This is a genomic window from Embleya sp. NPDC020630 (assembly GCF_044334985.1).
In the GTDB taxonomy this organism is placed as follows: Bacteria; Actinomycetota; Actinomycetes; order Streptomycetales; family Streptomycetaceae; genus Embleya.
Genome location: NZ_JBIRUB010000003.1, coordinates 21,046 through 39,761 on the forward strand (window position 1 = coordinate 21,046; position 18,716 = coordinate 39,761).

Genomic DNA, 18,716 nt, shown 5'->3' on the forward strand with positions numbered 1-18,716 from the left:
GCGAACGCCCCGCGTCAGTGCGCCATCGCCCGTGCCTGATCCGGGTCCGGTCGATCGCGCGGCAGCAGTACGGCCGACGCCGCGGCCGCCGCCACGGCGATCGCCGCGCAGGCGAGGAAGGCGTGTCGGAAGCCGGTGACGCCGCCGGCGCCGTCCAGGGCCGCGCCCGCGATGGCGGCGAGCACCGCGACGCCGAGGGCCGCGCCGAGTTCGTGCGCGGTGCCGATCAGGCCCGAAGCCAGGCCGGTGTCACGATGCGGCAGGCCGTGCATGGCGGCGGTGGTGGCGCAGACGAACGCGGCCCCGAGGCCGAGCGAGAGCAGGGCGAACCCGGGAACCAGATCCATCCAGACGTTGCCGGCGGCGGACAGTCGGGTGAGCAGCCCCGCGCCGGCCGCCGCGAGGCCGAACGCACCGACCCCGACCGGACGCCATCCGAATCGCCCGAGCGCCTGCCCGCCGAGATGCGCGCCGACCGTGACGGTCGCGGCCACCGGCAGGAAGACGAGCCCGGTGCGCAACGCGCGGACTGCCTGGCCGCCGATCCGCAGGCGAGCATGTCGGCGATCGCCCGGGCCGCCGGGGTCAGCCGGGTCACCCTCTACGCGCACTTCGCCTCGCGCGAGAGCCTGATCGAGGCGGCCCTGGACCGGTCGGTCGGCGAGGCGGTACAGGTCTTCGCCGAGGAAGCCGCCGACGCCGCGCCGGCCGATGTCGCGCCGGCCCGGCTGATCCGCTCCTCGTGGCGCGTCCTCGACCGGCACTCGGCGCTGTTCGCCGCCGTGTCGTCGACGCTGACCCCGGACCGCATGCGCGAGCAGCACGAGCGCATCCTCGGCCCGATCCGGCGATTGTTGCTCGACGGGCAGGCGGCCGGCACGATCCGGGCGGACCTGCCCGTCGACTGACTGGTGACCGTGCTCTACAGCCTGGTCCACGCGGCGGCGGCCGAGGTACAGGCGGGCCGGCTCACCGCCGAGGCCGCGCCCGAGGTGTTGACGAGCACGATCCTGGCCGCGGTACGGCCGTGAGAACCCGGCCGCGGCCGGAGCGCGCTACTTGCCGCGCCGACGCCGCGTCTTCGGGTCGAGCCGGCGCAGCATGAGCAGGGCGATCGTCCCGTATATCGCGATCTGGCCGGTCAGGATGCCGACGTTGCGGTACCAGACGGCCGGCTCGTGCTTCCACAGCGGGTCCGGGGACTCCCCCGGTTTGAGCGGCAGTTGGGTGGCGAGGTCTATCGTGCTACCCGACGCGGCGAAGGCCCAGCGGGCCGGGGCCAGCCAGGAGATCTGCTCGATGCCGGCCTTGCCGTTGAGCGGGAACAGGCCGCCGCACAGCACCACCTGCACGATCGCGATCACCACGAGCAGCGGCATCGCCAACTCGGCACTGCCGATCGACGCGGAGACCACCAGCCCCACCGCCATCGCCGCGATCGCCGACAACACCACCGCGATGCCGATCTCGACGATCGCCGGGCCGATCACGACGCCCTTGGCGGGCAACTTCACGCCGACCAGCGCGACGGCGGTGAGTACCGCGCCCTGGATCGCCGAGATCATGCCGAGCACCAGGATCTTCGAGCCGAGATAGGCGGAGACCGAGAGGCCGGCGCTGCGCTCGCGACGGTAGATCGCGCGTTCCTTGATCAACTCGTTGACCGCCGTCGCGGTGCCCATCAGGCCGCTGATCACGAACAGCACGAGCAGCTTGGTGGTCGCCTCCTGGTTCGACCCCGGCGGCGACCCCGGCGGACTGACCAGTTTGCCCGGGATGACTCGGCACAACATGCCCAGGAACAGCGGCGCTATGGCCAACAGCGCCAGGTATTTGCGGTCGGAGGCGATCACCGCGAGGTAGCGCCGGGACAGCGTGGCCAGTTGGGAGAACCAGCCCTGCGGCTTGGGCGGCTTCGTCTGCGCCCGCTCGCCCTGTTCGGCGTGCGCGCGGTCCCGGCCGACCTCTATGTACTTGCCGTACAACTCCGAGCGACGGAACGGGCCCTCGTAGTCGCGGTCGGGCTCGTCGTCGAACATGGTGAAAACTTCGGGCCAGTCGCCCTTGCCGAAGAACGGCAACGCCTCGTCGGGCGGGCCGAAGAAGGCGATCCGGCCGCCGGGCGCGAGCACGAGCACGCGGTCGCACACGTTCAGGCTGCGGGTGCTGTGGGTGACCACGATGACGGTGCGGCCGTCGTCGGCGAGTTCGCGCAGCTTCTCCATCACCGAACGTTCCAGGCCCTCGTCCAGCCCAGAGGTGGGCTCGTCGAGGAACAACACCGACGGTTTGGTGAGCAGTTCGACGGCGACGCTGACCCGCTTGCGCTGGCCGCCGGAGAGGCTGCTGACCTTGGTGTCGGCGTACGGCGAGGCGGCGCCGCGCGGCACCTTGTCCAGGCTCAGCTCGCCGATCACCTCCTCGACGCGGCGCTCGCGCTCGGCCGCGTCGGTGTCCTCGGGGAAGCGCAGTTGCGCGGCGTAGCGCAGCGCGGTGCGCGCGGTGAGTTGCGCGTGCAGGATGTCGTCCTGCGGCACCAGGCCGATGCGCTGGCGCAGTTCGGCGTTGTTCGCGTACAGGTCGCGACCGTCGTAGAGGATCTTGCCGCTGGCCGCACGCCGGCTGCCGGTGAGCGCGCCGAGCAGGGTGGACTTGCCCGCGCCGGAACCGCCGACGATGGCGAGCAGGTTGCGCTCGGCGAGCGGGAAGGAGACGTTGTCGAGCAGGACCCGCTTGCCGGCCTTGACGGTGAGGTTCTGCACCTCGAGGGAGACCTCGCCGGTGTCGATGAACTCGCGTAGTTCCTGGCCGTCGAGGCGGAAGGTGGCGTGCCCGATGCCGACCAGGTCGGCTTCGCCGAGCAGCGCCCGCTCGATCGGTTGGCCGTTGAGGAACGTGCCGTTGTGGCTGCCCAGGTCGACGATTTCGCGCCGGCCGCCGGGGGTGGTGCGCAACTCGGCGTGGTGGCGGGAGACCATCAGGTCGGTGAGGACCAGGTCGTTGTCCAGCGCGCGGCCGATGCGCAGGGTGCGGACCGGGAGCGGGATGACCATACTCGGCTGCCGGTCCACGCTCGGGCGCGGGTCGACGGCGGGCCCGGCGCCGATGTGCGCGCGCTCCAACGGGTTGGGCCGGTCCGGGACTCGGCGCGGCGGCTCGGGGACGGAGGGCGGCTCGGGGATCGACGGCGGCTCGGGGGTGTACGGCGATTCGGCGCGGTGCGGGGGTGGTTCGCCGCGGCCGGGCGGTTCGGGGATCTGTACGTGCTCCTGTCGCGCCATGCGCGGCGGCACCACCTCGGTGGCGGTCGCCTCCGGCGCGAGGCGCAGCGGATCACCGTCGTCGGGGTCGCCGAGCAGCACCTCGCACCCTCGGCCGACGACCACCCGGTGCACCCGATTGCCGCGCATCCACGAGCCGTTGACGCTGTTCCCGTCGACGAACTCCCAGCCGTCGGGACCGACTCGCAGGATCGCGTGGCGCCGGCTCACCCGGCGGTCGTCGAGCACGATCGCGCAGGACGGATCGCGACCGACGACGTGTTCGCGCCCGGGATCGAGGATCACGGGCGCGCCGGCGCTGGTGCCGACGGTCAGGTGCGGCACTGCCGGTCCTTCTGGCGTATAGCTGTCCCCCACCCTTCGAGAGTGTAGGGACGCGGGGGCCTCACGGGCAGGCTTTCTCGTCCGGAAGCACCGTGAACCACTCCGAAGGCCGATTCCGACATCAACTTCGCCTTCCACTTCCGGGGGAATCCGTTGACGTGTGACTCGGGGCGGCTCGATAGTCGAGTTTGTCCCGCTCGACCGGCGGTCGGGTCGCACGTGACAGGAGCGGTCGTGGCCTGGAACCAGCAGCAGCACAACGCACCGCCTCCGGCCCGACCATCGGCCGGTCCCGCCTCCTGGGGCGGCGTCGCGCCGTGGCTGCACGCGTTCGGCGCGGTGCTCGCGGCGTTCGGCGCGATGGCCGCCGCCGCGTGGCTCGGGTTGTGGCTGCTCGGCGCCGACGATCTGGGCTCGGGCACGATGCCGGCGCTGGTGGCGGCGGTGGTCGCGCTCGCGGTGGGCGGCACGGTAGACCTGAAGGGCGCCGAGAAGAGCGGTACGGGCGACGATATTCTCAGCCGACTCACCGGTGACATATCGCTCGCGCAGGGCAGCGGCAAGGTCGACATCATGCTGCTCGGCATCGGCCTGATCGGCGCGCTGGTCCTCGGCTGGTTGTTCCTGCGTCCGCTGCGACACCGGTTGGTGATCGGCGCGTTGGACCTGGTCGTACACGGCGTGCGGGTGCTGGTGTTCACCATGGCCGCGCTCGGCGTGGTGGCGACGACGGGCAAACACACGCTGCCCATCGAGCAGTTCGTCTCCCGGGTCGGCGGCGCCAAGGCGCAGGACCTGATGAACATCTTCAGCCTGGGCGCCGCGGCCCGGTTCGAGACCGACGTGACCGGCACGCTCGCGTTCGGCGCGTTGTGGCTGTTGATCACCCTGGCCGTCGCCGTCGGGGTGTCCGTGCGCGGTCCGCTGCCGGTGAAGTGGTTGCGGCATCGGGCGGTGCTGCGTCCGCCGGTGGCCGGGGTGCTCGCGGTGCTGATCGCCGCGGTGGTCGCGGGGGTGGTGGGTACGCCGTTCGTGGCCGCCTCCGCGCCCGCGCCGAAGCGCATGATCGGCGGCATGTTCTTCGCGCTGCCCAACGCGGTCTGGCTGCTCGCCTCGCTCGGCCTGGGCATCCCGTGGAAGGCAACCACGACCGACCCCACCGGCGGCGGCTTCTCGTTCGGTCTGCCCGGGCCGCTGGGCAAGCTGGTCAAGGCCTCCGCGGGGGACGGTCTGCCGATCCGGATCGACCGGTTGGCCGAATTGGACTCGCGGGCGTGGTTCGTACCGCTGTTCTCCGCGCTGCTCCTGCTGCTCGGCGGGACCCTGATGGCGCTGCGCGCGCCCGCGTCGGTGCGCCCGCATCAGCACGCGTGGCGGTTCGCGATGGCGCTGGCCGGCGGGCTGCTGGTGATCGCCTATCTGATGCAGCTTCAGCTCAAGGTCGCGGTGTCGGTGTTCGGCGGGGTGGTCTCCCCCGGCGCGTCGGTGTCGCTGCACGCCGACTATCTGTGGACGGTGCTGCTGGGGCTGCTGTGGGGCGCGTGTGCCGGCTTCGTCGGCGGCGCGCTCGCGGACTGGGTGCGCTACCGGAGGACGGACGCCGCACCGCTCGCCGCCGGCCCGCCGCGCCCCCTCCACACGGCGCCACCCGCCCCACCGGGACCGCCGCCGTACTCGAACAGACCCGACCCCACGCACCGCCCGCCGCCCCCGCCCGAGCCGCAGGGACCGACCCGGTCGGGCCCCTGGCCTGGGTGAATCCGGCCCGCCGGGCGATTCGTCGGCTGTTCGCAGTGTGGACCGGTGCGGCGGTCGATCTCGAACGGCCGGTACCGTGAAGCATCATGAATGCGCCGCGCACTCTTCTCGTCAAGATCTTCGGCAAGGACCGACCGGGGGTGACGGCGAGCCTTTTCGATGTCCTGGCCGGCCACACCGTCGAGGTCGTCGACGTCGAGCAGACCGTCACCCGGGGCCGGCTCACGCTGTGCGTCCTGATCACCACGCCGACCGACGAGGGCCGACTGCGGGCCGGCGTACACCGCTGGGCGGACGGTGAGCGCCTGGAGGCGGAGATCCTGTCCGGCGTCGGCGACAACCGCCCGCGCGGCGAGGGCCGCTCGCACGTCACCGTGCTCGGCCACCCGCTGGAGCCGGACGCGTTCGCCGGGATAGCGCACCGGATCGCGAACGCCGGCGCCAACATCGACCGGATCTTCCGACTCGCCAAGTATCCGGTGACCGCCATCGAGCTCCAGGTCTCCGGCGTGGAGACCGACAAGCTGCGGCTCGAATTGGCCATCGAGGCCGCCGAGCGCGGAGTGGACATCGCGGTCCAGCCGTCCGGGCTGCGGCGCCGGGCCAAGCGGCTGATCGTGATGGACGTCGACTCGACCCTGATCCAGGGCGAGGTGATCGAACTGCTCGCCGAGCATGCGGGCTGTCTGGACGAGGTGGCCGAGGTCACCTCCGCCGCGATGCGCGGCGAACTGGACTTCGCCGAGTCGCTGCGGGCCCGGGTGGCGCTGCTGGCGGGGCTGGACGAGAGCGCCATCGACCGGGTGCGCGAGCAGGTCGTCCTCACCCGGGGGGCACGCACGCTGGTGCGGACGCTGAAGCGGCTCGGCTACAAGGTCGGCATCGTCTCGGGCGGATTCACCCAGGTCACCGACGTGCTGGTGGAGAAGCTGGGGCTGGACTACAGCGCGGCGAACACCCTGGAGGTGGTCGACGGCAAGCTCACCGGGCGGGTGGTGGGCGAAATCGTCGACCGGGCGGGCAAGGCGCGGTTGTTGCGCGGCTTCGCGGCGGACGCGGGGGTGCCGTTGACGGCGACCGTCGCGATCGGTGACGGGGCGAACGACCTGGACATGCTCAATGCCGCGGGGCTCGGGGTGGCGTTCAACGCGAAGCCGGTGGTTCGGGAGGCCGCGGACACGGCGGTCAATGTGCCGTTTCTGGACACCGTGTTGTTCCTGCTCGGGGTCACGCGGGACGAGATCGAGGCGGCCGACGCGGCCGACGCATAGCGCCGTGCGGCCGAGCGGCCGAGCGGGTCGGGGCGACCGCGTGCCCGGGTCCTCCCGAGCCGGGGTGGGCCGTCCTCAAGCGCCGGACGGGCTGAAAAGCTTGTCCTCAAACGCCGGACGGGCTGGATATGCCGGACCCCGGCCGAGCCGTCGGCCTCGTGCCGCTCCGACAGCCCAAGCGCCGAACCGGCTTTGGGGGCCGGTCCGGCGGTTCGGGTGTGGTTCGGTGCTCAGCCGGCCGGGGTGGTGAATCTGGTCAGGTGGGCCGAGCGTTCCTGGAGGTCGGACCAGGGGGTGTGCAGGCTGAGTACGGCCACCGCCGAGGTCGGGTACTTCTCCCGCAGCCGCACGAGCGTGTCGTCCTCACCGCTGCCGGCCAACGCGTTGACCAGCGTGGCCACTCCCGGGTTGTGCCCGATCAGCAGCAGCGTGTCGACCTCGTCGGGGGTCTCCTGCACGAGGTACAGGAGCGCCTGCGCGCTCGCCTCGTAGACCCGCTCGTCGTAGACGGTGTGCGGCTTGTGGTCGTAGACCTTGCCGACCAGCCGCCAGGTCTCGCGGGTGCGCACCGCCGGGGAGCACACCACCAGATCCGGGGTGATGCCGCCGGCGAGCAGCCGGTGCCCGGTCTCGGCGGCGTCCTTGCGGCCGCGTTCGGCGAGGGGTCGCTCGTGGTCCGGCCCGTCGGGCCACTCGGCCTTCGCGTGCCTCATCACCACAAGATTGCGCTGTCGGTGGGATGCCATGGGTTCAGCCTCTCAGACATCGGCCGTTGTGCACTGCGGGTCGGTGCTTCCGTTTTCCGCGCCGACACGCACGACGGGTCGGGACCGAGTATCCGGTCCCGACCCGTGCTTTCGGCGGAGGTGGCGGGTGGTCGGGTCACCACCGGCGTGGTGCCGGTGGTGACCCGACCTTCGATCAGCCGGCCGGCGGCCGGGGGATCCGCCGCGAGGAGGACACGTTCTCGTCGTATCCGGTCCCCGGGTACGCCGGCTCGTAGCCGGGCGCCTGGTAACCGTTCGCCCCGGCGTAGGCCGGAGCCGGCTCGGCGGCCGGGGCCGGCACGTCGACCGCCTCGTCGCCGTGGTCCATCTGCGGCAGCCAGTTCAGCCAGCGCGGCAGGTACCAGTTGTGGTCGCCGAGCAGGCTCATCACGGCCGGCAGCAGCAGACCGCGGATGATCGTGGCGTCGAGCAGAACCGCGACCGCCAGGCCGACACCGAACTGCTTCATCGACTGCATCGACAGGGTGCCGAAGACCGCGAACACCGCGACCATGATCGTCGCCGCGCTGGTCACCACACCGGCGGTGGTGCGGATCCCGTGCGACACGGCCTCCTTGGTGTCCATGCCCTTGTCGTAGGCCTCACGGATCCGGGAGACCACGAACACGTGGTAGTCCATCGACAGGCCGAACAGGATCACGAACAGGAACATCGGGATCCAGGAGACGACGGCCCCCGGTGCGTCGGTGCCGACCAGGAAGTCGCCGTAGCCGTGCTGGAAGACCAGCGTCATCACACCGTACGCGGCGCCCACCGACAGCAGGTTGAGCACGATGGCGGTGGCCGCGATGGCGATCGAGCGGAACGACACCAGCATGAGCAGGAACGCGAAGCCGAGCACGAAGGCGAAGATCGGCAGGCGGGCCGCGCCGAGCTTGTCGTTGAAGTCCTTGTTGCCCGCGGTGTTGCCGGTGACCGGGGCGTCCTGGATGCCGTCGACCTTGTTCAGGGTCTCCGGGACGACCTTGTCCCGCAGTGTCGCCAGGGCGTCGTTGCTGGTCTTGTCCAGCCCACCGCCGGCGAGCGGCACGGAGATCTTGAAGATGTTGGTGGTGCCCTGGCGCTCGACCTCGATCGGCTCGTGCATCTTGCCGGTGGCGATCGCGGCGCGGCGGAAGTTGTCCCAGGCGGCGGCCAGCTTCGGGTCGTCGGGGTTCTTGGTCTTGACCACGACCTGGGCGGGCGCCGGGCCGCCGGGGAAGGCCTTCTCGATGTGCTGGTAGGTCTGCACGATGGACAGGTCGGTGGGCAGTTCCTTGTCGAGCGGCAGCTGGGCGGTCTTCATGCCCACCACCGGGATGGTCAGCGCGATCAGCAGACCGCCGGCGAGCACCGCGGTGGCCCTGGGCCGGGTGAGCACCACGCCCAGGATCTTGCCCCAGACCTTGCTGCCGCCGGTGGGACGACGCATCTTGGCCAGCCCGGGGATCTTGCCGAAGTCCACCTTGTCGCCGAGCATCGACAGCAGCGCAGGCAGCACGGTGAGCGAACCGAGCACCGCGGTGAGCACGACCAGGATGGTCGCGGAGGCCATCGACTCGAACTCGCTCAGACCGGAGAGCAACATGCCGGCCATCGCGACGATCACGGTGATGCCGGAGATGAGCACCGACCGGCCGGAGGTGGCGGCGGCGATCCGCAGCGCGGTCTCGGGGTCGCGGCCCTTGGCCCGCTCCTCCCGCTCCCGGCGCAGGTAGAACATGCAGTAGTCGACACCGACGGCCAGGCCGATCAGCAACATCACCGACTGCGCGTTGTCGCCCACCGGCATCAGGTGGCTGCTCAGCGCGAGCAGGCCGCCCGCGGCGATGAACGCGGTGAGTGCGAGGGCCACCGGCAGCAGCGCGGCGACCACGGCGCCGAACGCGACGAGCAGGATGCCGAGCGCGAGCGGGACGGCGGTCCATTCGGCGCGGGTGAAGTCCTTGGCGATGGTGTCCTTGAACCACTTGTCGCCGCTGGCGTCACCGAACTGCTCGATGACCACGTCCGAGTGCGCGCCGCGGGCCGCTGCCACCGCGTCCAGGACCGGCTGGATGTTGTCGACGGCCTTCTCGCTGTCCCCGGCCATGTCGAACTGGATCAGCGCCGAGTGCTTGTCGGAGGAGATGCCGCCCTGTCCGGCGTACGGAGAACGCAGGTGCTGGGTGGCGGGGCCCTTGTCCTTGATCTGCGTGGCGTTGACGCGGTTGATCACGTCGTCCACGGCGGCGCGGAACTTCGGGTCCTGCGCGACGAGCTTGTCGCTGCGGACCAGGATCATCTCGCCGGCGGGCTCACTGATGCCCGCGTCGTCGATGATGCGTGCCGCGCGACCCGACTCCCCCACGCCGCGCTCGGCCTTGGTGATCTTGTCCGTCCCGCTCATACCGCCGATCACCACGGCGAGGACCACGAACAGCAGCCACCCGAATACCGCCGTTTTCCGATGCTGTGCACTCCAGCCACCGATCGAGGCGGCCAAATTGCGCCTGGATGCCATGGTCCCCGCTCCTATGTTCTCCGCTGCCGAAGGTTTTCCTCGACACGGAAACGCTATTGGCGGGCGACCGGGCCCCACATCCTGCGGACCGGTGTCTTGGTCCGGGGGGCAGACACACCTGCGTAGTAGGGCTGGCCCCACCCCTGAGAAGGAGGGCCATGGTGATCACTCGGGGCATACCGGGATACGTGTAAGGGGAACGCTCTCCGAACACCGCCGTGACCTGCGGCGATACCAAAACGATCTTCCGAGAGGGTGTCACTCGTGTGAGGGACCTACACGTGTGCACAACGCCCGGACGGACGGCCGGAGTTCCCGGGGCGGGGATTCGAACGCACGGGCCACCCGGCACCGAGGCGTACCCACAGCGAACGGGTGGCGGGTCGGGTGTCGGGCTCACCCTCCGCCGGACCGGTGGTGCCGGTCTGCGAAACTCGTCCGCATGGCTGCTACATCCGGCGAATCCTCGAAGGCGCGGTACGAGCGGGCGATGGCGGCCCGCAAGGCCCGCGAGGAGCGCACACACGCGGAGGAAGTCGCGCGGTCCGACGCGCGCAACGAGATCCTGGCCCGCAAGGCCGCCGAGTCCGGCGACGACGGGATCCGGCAGACGGTGCTGGCGCCGCCGGACCCGAACAAGTCCTCCGCCAGACAACTCGGCGGCATCCTGGGCATCATGCTGCTGATCACGGTCCTGATCGGCATCGCGGCGACGATCGCCGCCGCGACCGGTTGAGCGAGGCTTTGGCCCACTCGCCCCCCTCGGCCGTGACGTCCGCGAACAACGCCGCGGCCCGCGGCCCACAACGACGCAGCCCGACCCCCCGACCTGTTCGGCCGGGCGATCGGGCTGCGTCGGACGTATCGCGCGCTACGCGCCGATTGCGTGCAGGCCGCCGTCGACGTGGATGACCTCGCCCGTGGTCTTGGGGAACCAGTCGGACAGCAGCGCGCACACGCCGCGCGCGGCCGGGTCCGAGTCGCGCAGGTCCCAGCCCAGCGGGGCCTTCTCGTTCCAGACGCCCTCGAACTTCTCGAAGCCCGGGATGCTGTTCGCGGCCATCGTCTTGACCGGGCCCGAGGAGATCAGGTTGACCCTGATGTTCTTCTCGCCCAGGTACTTGGCCAGGTAGCGCGAGGTCGACTCGAGCGCGGCCTTGGCCACACCCATCCAGTCGTAGCCCGGCCACGCCACCTGCGCGTCGAAGTCGAGGCCGACGACCGAGCCGCCGCGCCCCTCGTTCGCCTCCATGAGCGGCAGGCAGGCCATCGTCAGCGACTTCAGCGAGTACGCCGAGACCTCCACCGCGGTGGCCACGTCGGGCCACTCGGTGTTGAGGAAGTTGCCGCCGAGGGCGTCCTTCGGGCCGAACGCGATCGAGTGCACGACGCCGTCCAGGGCCGGCACGTGCGCGCGTACGTTGTCCGCGAGCGCCGCGAGGTGTTCGGCGTTCGTCACGTCCAGCTCGATCACCGGGGCCGGCTTCGGCAGCCGGTTCGCGATGCGGTTGACCAGCGAGAGCCGGCCGAATCCGGTCAGTACGACCTCGGCACCCTCCTCCTGGGCCCGCTTGGCGACGTGGAAGCCGAGAGAGGCGTCGGTGATGACGCCGGTGACGAGAATGCGCTTGCCCGCAAGCAGGTCGCCCATGAGTTCAGTGCCCCATTCCAAGTCCGCCGTCCACAGGGATGACGGCTCCGGTGATGTACGACGCGGCGTCGGAGGTGAGGAACCTGACCACGCCGGCCACCTCGTCCACGTCGGCGTAGCGCGCCAGCGGGATCTCCTTGAGGATCTGCGCCTTGCGCTCCTCGCCCAGCACCTCGGTCATCGCGGTGTCCACGAAGCCCGGCGCCACCACGTTCGCGGTGATGTTGCGCGAGCCCAACTCGCGGGCGATCGAACGGGCGAAGCCGACCAGGCCGGCCTTGGACGCCGCGTAGTTGGCCTGCCCCGGCGAACCGGACAGCCCGACCACCGACGAGATCAGCACGATGCGTCCCTTGCGGGCCCGCAACATGCCCTTGCTCGCCCGCTTGACCACGCGGAAGGTGCCGGTGAGGTTGGTGTCGACGACGCTGGTGAAGTCCTCCTCGCTCATCCGGAGCAGGAGTGTGTCCCGGGTGATGCCGGCGTTGGCGATCAGCACCTCGACCGGGCCGTGCGCGGCCTCGACCTCCTTGAACGCCTGCTCGACCTGCTCGCCGTCGGTGATGTCGCACCGCACGCCGAGCAGCCCCTCCGGGGGCTCGCCGGAGCGATACGTGATCGCGACCTTGTCGCCGTCGGCGGCGAAGGCCCGGGCGATGGCCAGGCCGATGCCCCGGTTTCCTCCCGTGACCAGTACGGACCGGCTCAACGGATCACTCCTCTGTTCTGGGATGTTCCGGGGTATCCCCGAATATCGCCGACTGTTCCTCGACCGTCCTCGGCCGTGCTCGCGCACGCCCCGGGTGGCGCCCGGGCATACCTCGACTCGCGTCACGATGACGCTATCGGGCTACCCCGGGGTAAGGGGAATCCGGTCCGGGACAGCGTCCCCGGACGGATCGTTGTGGGAACCCGACAAGACGGACGGAAAACGGAACGATCTCCTCCATCGCCTGGGCACCGACGGAATCCGGCCGGCCCGTCTCCGGCATGTTTCGTTCCGGTTGCCCCGGCGCAAGACCCGTCCGAGCACACGACCGGTCCTTCCGGGAGACCGGAATGCCGGCGGCGGCGTGTCTGGTTGACTGAACGACGCGAGCCGACAGGCCGAACGTATGGAGGAATGGGTGCCCAACGAGATCGATCCGACGTTCCTCGCCTATCCCCTTCGGGAACTGGCCGCCGCGGCCCTGTCCCGAGCCGGGGAACTGGGCGCCGAACACGCGGACTTCCGCTTCGAGCGCGTACGAGACGCGTCCTTCCGGCTCCGCGACGGACGCACCGACTCGTCCGTGGACACCACCGATGTGGGCTTCGCGGTCCGGGTCGTGCACGACGGGGCGTGGGGCTTCGCGGCGGGGGTGGATCTGACCCCCGAGGCGGCGGCGTACGTCGCCGAACAGGCGGTCGCGGTCGCGCGCGTGTCCCGCTCGGTGAGCGAGGCGGCCGGCGCGGGCGAGACGGTGGCGCTCGCGGAGGAGCCGGTACACGCCGACGAGACCTGGATCTCGGCGTACCGGATCAACCCGTTCGACGTGCCCGAGGCCGAGCGGATCGGCCTGTTGGCGAGGTGGAGCCGCGAACTGCTCGCCGCCGACGGCGTGGACCACGTGGACGCCACCTGCATGGTGGTCCAGGAGAACAAGTTCTACGCCGACTCGGCCGGCACCACGACCACGCAGCAGCGGGTGCGGATACACCCCCAGCTGACCGTGATCGCGGTGGACCGCGAGTCGGGCGCCTACGAGACGATGCGCACTATCGCACCGCCGGTCGGCAGGGGCTGGGAGTACGTCAAGGGCGTGGGCTGGGACTGGGACGAGGAGCTGGCGTCGCTGCCGGGCCTGCTCGCCGAGCGGGTCAAGGCGCCGAGCGTCGAGGCCGGCGAATACGACCTGGTGATCGACCCGAGCAACCTGTGGCTGACCATCCACGAGTCGATCGGGCACGCCACCGAGCTGGACCGCGCGCTCGGCTACGAGGCCGCCTACGCGGGCACCTCGTTCGCCACCTTCGACCAGCTGAACAAGCTCAAGTACGGCTCGCCGGTGATGCACGTCACCGGCGACCGCACCGTGCAACACGGCCTGGCCACCATCGGCTTCGACGACGAGGGCGTGGCGACGCAGAGCTGGGACCTGGTCACCGACGGCGTGCTGACCGGCTATCAGCTGGACCGGCGGATGGCGCTGATGCAGGGGCTCGGCCGGTCCAACGGCTGCGCCTTCGCCGACTCCCCCGGGCACGTCCCGGTGCAGCGCATGGCCAACGTCTCGCTCCAGCCGGGCGCGGACGACCTGTCCACCGCCGAGCTGATCGGCCGGGTGCACCGCGGCCTGTACATCGTGGGCGACAAGTCGTGGTCGATCGACATGCAGCGGTACAACTTCCAGTTCACCGGCCAGCGGGCCTACCTGATCGAGGACGGCCGGATCGTCGGGCAGGTCAAGGACTTCGCCTACCAGGCCACGACAACCGACTTCTGGGGCTCGATGGAGGCGGTCGGCGGTCCCGGTACCTACGTCCTCGGCGGCGCCTTCAACTGCGGCAAGGCGCAGCCCGGGCAGGTCGCGGCGGTCAGCCACGGGTGTCCGTCGGCGCTGTTCCGCGGCGTGAAGGTCCTCAACACGGTTCAGGAGGCGGGTCGATGAGCGGCGGGCAGACCGTGGTGACGCGGCCGGACGAGACGGTCGAGCGGGCGCTGGCGCTGTCGAAGGCGGACGGCTGCGTGGTGATCGCCGAGGAGACCTCGGCGGCGAACCTGCGCTGGGCGGGCAACGCGCTGACCACCAACGGCGAGACGCGGGGTCGGCGGGTGACCGTGGTGGCCACGGTCGCGGGCACCGAGGGCACCGCGTCCGGGACGGTCTCGCGCAGCGGCGTGACGGTGGATCGGCTGGAGGACCTGGTACGGGCCGCGGAGGCGGCGGCTCGGGATGCCGGTCCGGCCGAGGACGCGCGACCGCTCCTGGGGGCCTCGGGCGGCCCGGACGGCGGCTTCACCGAGGCGCCGGCACAGACGTCCATCGGCGTGTTCGCGGACTTCGCGCCGGAGCTGGGCGCCGCGTTCGGGCGGGCCCGGGAGGCGGACCGGCTGCTGTACGGGTTCGCCTCGCACCAGCTGACCTCCAGCTACGTGGGCACCTCCGCCGGGCTGCGCCGCAGGCACGACCAGCCCACCGGGCACGTCGAGTTGAACGCCAAGTCGGGCGACCTGACCCGGTCCGCGTGGGGCGGCACGCCGACCCGCGACTTCCGGGACGTGGACCTGGCGGCGCTGGACGCGGACCTCACCGAGCGGCTGTCCTGGGCGACCCGCACGATCGACCTGCCGGCGGGCCGCTACGAGACCCTGCTGCCACCGTCGGCGGTCGCGGACCTGATGGTCTACATGTACTGGCAGAGCGGCGCCCGGGACGCGCACGAGGGCCGTACGGTCTTCAGCAAGCCGGGCGGCGGCACGCGGGTCGGCGACCGGCTCACCGACTTGCCGCTGACCCTGTTCAGCGACCCGAACCACCCGGGCCTGGAGAGCGCGCCGTTCACCATCGCGCACGCGTCGAGCGACACGGCGTCGGTGTTCGACAACGGGCTGCCGCTGGAGCGCACGAACTGGGTCACCGACGGCGTGCTCACCGCGCTGGGGACCAATCGGCACACCGCCGAGCTGACGGGGCTCGCGGTCGCGCCGGAGATCGACAACCTGATCCTGGACGCGCCGGCCGGTGGGCGCACGTTGGCGGAGATGGTCGCGTCGACGGAGCGTGGGCTGCTGCTGACGTGCCTCTGGTATATCCGCGAGGTGGATCCGCAGACGCTGCTGCTCACGGGGTTGACCCGGGACGGGGTGTACCTGGTGGAGGGTGGCGAGGTGGTCGGGGCGGTGAACAACTTCCGCTTCAACGAGTCGCCGGTGGACGTGTTGGGGCGGGCCGTCGAGGCGGGGCGGACCGAGCGCACGTATCCGCGTGAGTGGGGTGACTGGTTCACGCGGGCGGCGATGCCGGCGCTGCGCGTGCGGGACTTCAACATGTCGTCGCCGAGTCGGGCGCAGTAGCCGGACGGGACGACCCTGCCTGTCCTCAAGCGCCGGACGGCTGAGGGGTTTCGGCGCCGCCGGCGCCGGAGGCCGCCGTTTGCCGGTGGCCTCCGGCCCGGTGTCCTCAAGCGCCGGACGGGCTGGATATTCGGCTCGGGCCGCAGGGGCAGCCGCGGTTTTCCTGTCCAAGGAAAATCGGTGTGCTCGGGTGGGGCTTCGTGGTTTTGTTGGGGTTCATCATGAACGTCGTCAAGATTTCGAAGTATCTCTCCCGGCATCTGCGGCATCAGCCCGAGCGGCTCGGGATCGTCTTGGACGAGGCCGGGTGGGTCGAGGTGGATGTGTTGCTCGCGGCCTGTGCCGCGCGCGGGGTGGGGTTGTCGCGCGCGCAGCTCGAACGGGTGGTCGCGGAGAACGACAAGCGGCGGTTCGCGTTCTCGGCGGACGGGACCCGGATCCGGGCCAGTCAGGGGCACACCGTCGCGGTGGACCTGGGGCTGGCCGAGGCGGTGCCGCCCGCCGTGCTCTTCCACGGGACGAGCCCTCGGAGTGTGGCCGCGATCCTGGCCGAGGGGCTGCGGCCGATGGATCGGCACGACGTGCACCTGTCCGTCGACGTGGAGACGGCCCGCCGGGTGGGCGCGCGGCGCGGCCGGCCGGTGGTGTTCGCGGTGCGGGCCGAGCGCATGGTCGCCGACGGGCATGTGTTCCGCCGCTCGGACAACGGCGTCTGGCTGGTCCCGGCGGTGCCGCCGCAGTATCTGGACCCGCGCGACTGACCGGCCCGGCGCATCCCCCACTCGGGTCGCTCCGCATCCCCCACTCGGGTCAGCTGACGGCAAAGCTCCCGCCCCCGCTCTCGGTGTGGGGCACACGCGGGCGTACCGTGAAGACGCGGACGAGTGTGTGGTCACATAAGCGGAGACGGTGGGACCGTGAAAAACACCAAGGGCGCGGTGTTCCAGATCAGTGGCGCGCGCAAGGGGCTGACCGAGGACGTGGCCGGGCGCCAACGCCGGTACGTGATCTCGATGTCGATCCGCACCGTGTGCTTCGTGGCGGCGGTGTTCACCCCGTCGCCGTGGCGGTGGATATTGGTCGCCGGCGCGTTGTTCCTGCCCTACATCGCGGTGGTGCTGGCCAACGCGGGTCGCGAGCCCACGTCGAACGCGCCGGTGCAGGCGCAGTTCGTACCCCCGCTGCCGCCCAAGGCGCTGGAGCCGCCGCCCGGCGCGGTGCTCACGAGCGCCGAGCGGGAGACGTTGCACACACACTCCGAGGACTCGTGGACGACGACCGTCGGGACCCCGCCGGCGGCCGGTGCGGAACCGACCGACCTTTTGTCGCACACGAATTCGGATACACACGGTGACCCCGAGGCTGCCGATCGGGGCCACATCGGTGACCCGAAGGGTGCCCCTTCGCACAGCGTCAAAAATTAGCGGCAAGCGCTACGCGGGTTGGTGCTTCAACCGCCGGCCGGACGTGCCATACTTCGAAACGTGCTCCGTATCCCCCGTCGGAGCGACCGACGCGATGCCGGGCGGCTCCCCCCGTGGCTGCCCGGCATCGCCCGTGTCCGGGGTCTTTCGCCGGTCCGCAGGTGGGTCCGCACGGCGATACCGCACCAGCCCGTTGCTTACTGAGAGCAGCGCTCCGGTTGGTGCCTGACACAGGGTCAGTTCCTGGTGACAGGCACTGCGGTGGGGTGAACGGCCTCGTCTGCGACACTGGTGGGCATGTTTCCCACCCCCGCCGATCCCGGTCGACCGATCTGTTCGGCGAAGGGTTGCCGCGCCGACGCCCGGTGGGTTCTGGCTTGGAACAACCCCAAGCTGCACACCCCGGAACGGCGCAAGACGTGGCTCGCGTGCGACGAGCACCGTGAGCATTTGGCCGAGTTTCTGGGGATTCGCGGATTCCTCAAGGACACGGTGGCGTTCGCTGATTGGCACGAGCCGGAGCCCCCGGGCGGATCGGCGCACGAGCCGTCCTGAGGGGCACCGCGCGAGAGCGCGTCGGCGTCCGACGACGCCGGTGGGTCAGCCGCCGATCGCCGACATCGGTCGGTCGGGCTGGAGGAACTCCGGGTCGTCGATACCGGCGCCGGCCTTCTTCGTCCACATCGCGGCGCGCCAGCGGTCGGCGATCTCCGCGTCGTCCGCACCGCCGCGCAATGCCGCGCGCAAATCGGACTCCTCGCGCGCGAACAGGCAATTGCGGATCTGCCCGTCGGCGGTCAGCCGGGTCCGGTCGCACGCCTCGCAGAACGGGCGGGTGACCGAGCCGATCACGCCCACCGTGCCCGGGCCACCATCCACGAGCCAGCGCTCGGCGGGGTCGCTGCCACGCCCGGACTCGGGGTCGAGCCGGAACACCGCGCGCAGCGCGGTCAGGATCTCCCCGGCGGTGATCATCTCCGAGCGCTGCCAGCCGTGCTGCGCGTCCAGCGGCATCTGCTCGATGAAGCGCAGCTCGTAGCCGCGCTCCAGGCACCACGCGAGCAGCGCGGCGGCCTCGTCGTCGTTCACTCCGCGCATCAGCACGGTGTTGACCTTGACCGGACCGAGCCCGGCGTCCACCGCGGCGGCCAGCCCGGCCACCACGTCGGCGTGCCGGTCGCGGCGCGTCATCGCCTTGAATCGGGCCGGGTCGAGGGTGTCGAGCGAGACGTTGACCCGGTCCAGGCCGACCTCGCGCAGCGTGGGCGCCAGGCGGGCCAGGCCGATTCCGTTGGTGGTGACGGACAACTTCGGGCGCGGCTCCAAGGCGGCGGCCTCGCGGACGATGTCGACCAGCTCGCGGCGCAGCAGCGGCTCGCCGCCGGTGAAGCGGACCTCGCGCACACCGAGGATGGTCACCGCGATCCGTACCAGGCGGGAGATCTCCTCGCCGGTCAGCAGCTCGGGTTTGGCCAGCCAGTCCAGCCCCTCTTCGGGCATGCAGTATGTGCACCGCAGGTTGCAGCGGTCGGTCAGCGACACCCGCAGATCGGTCGCCACGCGACCGAAACCGTCGACGAGTCCTCCGGTGCGGTGGTGCGTGCTCACCTTCGACTCCTCTTCTCCATGCGGCCAGTCTCCTTGCGGCAAGCTTCCCAGGTTACGCGGGTCGCTCCGACC

General features: G+C 71.0%; 15 protein-coding genes and 1 pseudogene. 9 read left to right on the plus strand and 7 right to left on the minus strand.

The window, feature by feature from the left end:
* Window positions 1-14: 14 nt before the first annotated feature.
* Window positions 15-521, minus strand: coding sequence for a hypothetical protein (locus ACH4XV_RS11545; RefSeq protein WP_395788732.1), 507 nt, complete (start codon window positions 519-521; stop codon window positions 15-17).
* 36 nt (window positions 522-557) lie between these two features.
* On the opposite strand from ACH4XV_RS11545, the gene ACH4XV_RS11550 reads away from it, so the two are divergent.
* The gene (locus ACH4XV_RS11550; RefSeq protein ID WP_395788734.1) at window positions 558-908 is read left to right on the plus strand and encodes a TetR/AcrR family transcriptional regulator; all 351 of its coding nucleotides are present in this window, start codon (window positions 558-560) and stop codon (window positions 906-908) included.
* Window positions 909-1,055: 147 nt separating this feature from the next.
* Here ACH4XV_RS11550 and ACH4XV_RS11555 read toward each other — a convergent pair whose 3' ends face one another.
* The gene (locus ACH4XV_RS11555) at window positions 1,056-3,605 is read right to left on the minus strand and encodes an FHA domain-containing protein (RefSeq protein ID WP_395788736.1); all 2,550 of its coding nucleotides are present in this window, start codon (window positions 3,603-3,605) and stop codon (window positions 1,056-1,058) included.
* A 234-nt stretch (window positions 3,606-3,839) separates the two neighbouring features.
* Between ACH4XV_RS11555 and ACH4XV_RS11560 the strand changes: the two genes are divergently transcribed.
* Together ACH4XV_RS11560 and serB are read left to right on the plus strand one after the other, a co-directional pair.
* Window positions 3,840-5,363 (plus strand): streptophobe family protein, encoded by a 1,524-nt coding sequence (locus tag ACH4XV_RS11560; protein ID WP_395788738.1) that lies wholly within the window; start codon window positions 3,840-3,842, stop codon window positions 5,361-5,363.
* Window positions 5,364-5,449: 86 nt separating this feature from the next.
* On the plus strand, window positions 5,450-6,634 hold the full coding sequence (gene serB / locus ACH4XV_RS11565) for a phosphoserine phosphatase SerB (protein ID WP_395788740.1): 1,185 nt from the start codon (window positions 5,450-5,452) through the stop codon (window positions 6,632-6,634).
* A 230-nt stretch (window positions 6,635-6,864) separates the two neighbouring features.
* Here serB and ACH4XV_RS11570 read toward each other — a convergent pair whose 3' ends face one another.
* A complete protein-coding gene (locus ACH4XV_RS11570; protein WP_078977748.1) occupies window positions 6,865-7,380 on the minus strand; it encodes a histidine phosphatase family protein in 516 nt (171 codons plus the stop codon).
* 175 nt (window positions 7,381-7,555) lie between these two features.
* The gene (locus ACH4XV_RS11575) at window positions 7,556-9,904 is read right to left on the minus strand and encodes an MMPL family transporter (RefSeq protein ID WP_395788742.1); all 2,349 of its coding nucleotides are present in this window, start codon (window positions 9,902-9,904) and stop codon (window positions 7,556-7,558) included.
* Between the two features lie 442 nt (window positions 9,905-10,346).
* Between ACH4XV_RS11575 and ACH4XV_RS11580 the strand changes: the two genes are divergently transcribed.
* A complete protein-coding gene (locus ACH4XV_RS11580) occupies window positions 10,347-10,640 on the plus strand; it encodes a hypothetical protein (RefSeq protein WP_126641373.1) in 294 nt (97 codons plus the stop codon).
* Window positions 10,641-10,775: 135 nt separating this feature from the next.
* On the opposite strand, the gene fabI is transcribed toward ACH4XV_RS11580, so the two are convergent.
* Together fabI and fabG are read right to left on the minus strand one after the other, a co-directional pair.
* Window positions 10,776-11,555 carry an enoyl-ACP reductase FabI gene (fabI, locus tag ACH4XV_RS11585; protein WP_380011066.1) on the minus strand — a complete coding sequence of 260 codons (780 nt, stop codon included), beginning with the start codon at window positions 11,553-11,555 and terminating at the stop codon, window positions 10,776-10,778.
* Window positions 11,556-11,559: 4 nt separating this feature from the next.
* The gene (fabG, locus tag ACH4XV_RS11590; protein ID WP_078977744.1) at window positions 11,560-12,264 is read right to left on the minus strand and encodes a 3-oxoacyl-[acyl-carrier-protein] reductase; all 705 of its coding nucleotides are present in this window, start codon (window positions 12,262-12,264) and stop codon (window positions 11,560-11,562) included.
* Between the two features lie 418 nt (window positions 12,265-12,682).
* Between fabG and ACH4XV_RS11595 the strand changes: the two genes are divergently transcribed.
* The 5 genes and pseudogenes from ACH4XV_RS11595 to ACH4XV_RS11615 all read left to right on the plus strand — a co-directional run bounded on the left by ACH4XV_RS11595 (window position 12,683) and on the right by ACH4XV_RS11615 (window position 17,591).
* Complete coding sequence (locus ACH4XV_RS11595; RefSeq protein WP_395788744.1) at window positions 12,683-14,206, plus strand: TldD/PmbA family protein; 1,524 nt, start codon at window positions 12,683-12,685, stop codon at window positions 14,204-14,206.
* Window positions 14,203-15,612, plus strand: coding sequence for a metallopeptidase TldD-related protein (locus ACH4XV_RS11600; RefSeq protein ID WP_395788746.1), 1,410 nt, complete (start codon window positions 14,203-14,205; stop codon window positions 15,610-15,612). Before ACH4XV_RS11595 ends, ACH4XV_RS11600 begins: the two co-directional genes overlap by 4 nt.
* A 221-nt stretch (window positions 15,613-15,833) precedes the next feature.
* Window positions 15,834-16,373, plus strand: coding sequence for an RNA 2'-phosphotransferase (locus ACH4XV_RS11605; RefSeq protein ID WP_395788748.1), 540 nt, complete (start codon window positions 15,834-15,836; stop codon window positions 16,371-16,373).
* Window positions 16,374-16,529: 156 nt separating this feature from the next.
* Window positions 16,530-16,814 (plus strand): annotated as a pseudogene (locus tag ACH4XV_RS11610) (DUF3099 domain-containing protein); the annotation flags it as partial.
* Between the two features lie 519 nt (window positions 16,815-17,333).
* Window positions 17,334-17,591, plus strand: a complete 258-nt coding sequence (locus ACH4XV_RS11615; protein ID WP_395788750.1) for a hypothetical protein — start codon at window positions 17,334-17,336, stop codon at window positions 17,589-17,591.
* A 45-nt stretch (window positions 17,592-17,636) separates the two neighbouring features.
* On the opposite strand, the gene moaA is transcribed toward ACH4XV_RS11615, so the two are convergent.
* Complete coding sequence (gene moaA, locus ACH4XV_RS11620) at window positions 17,637-18,644, minus strand: GTP 3',8-cyclase MoaA (protein ID WP_395788752.1); 1,008 nt, start codon at window positions 18,642-18,644, stop codon at window positions 17,637-17,639.
* Between the last annotated feature and the right edge of the window lie 72 nt (window positions 18,645-18,716).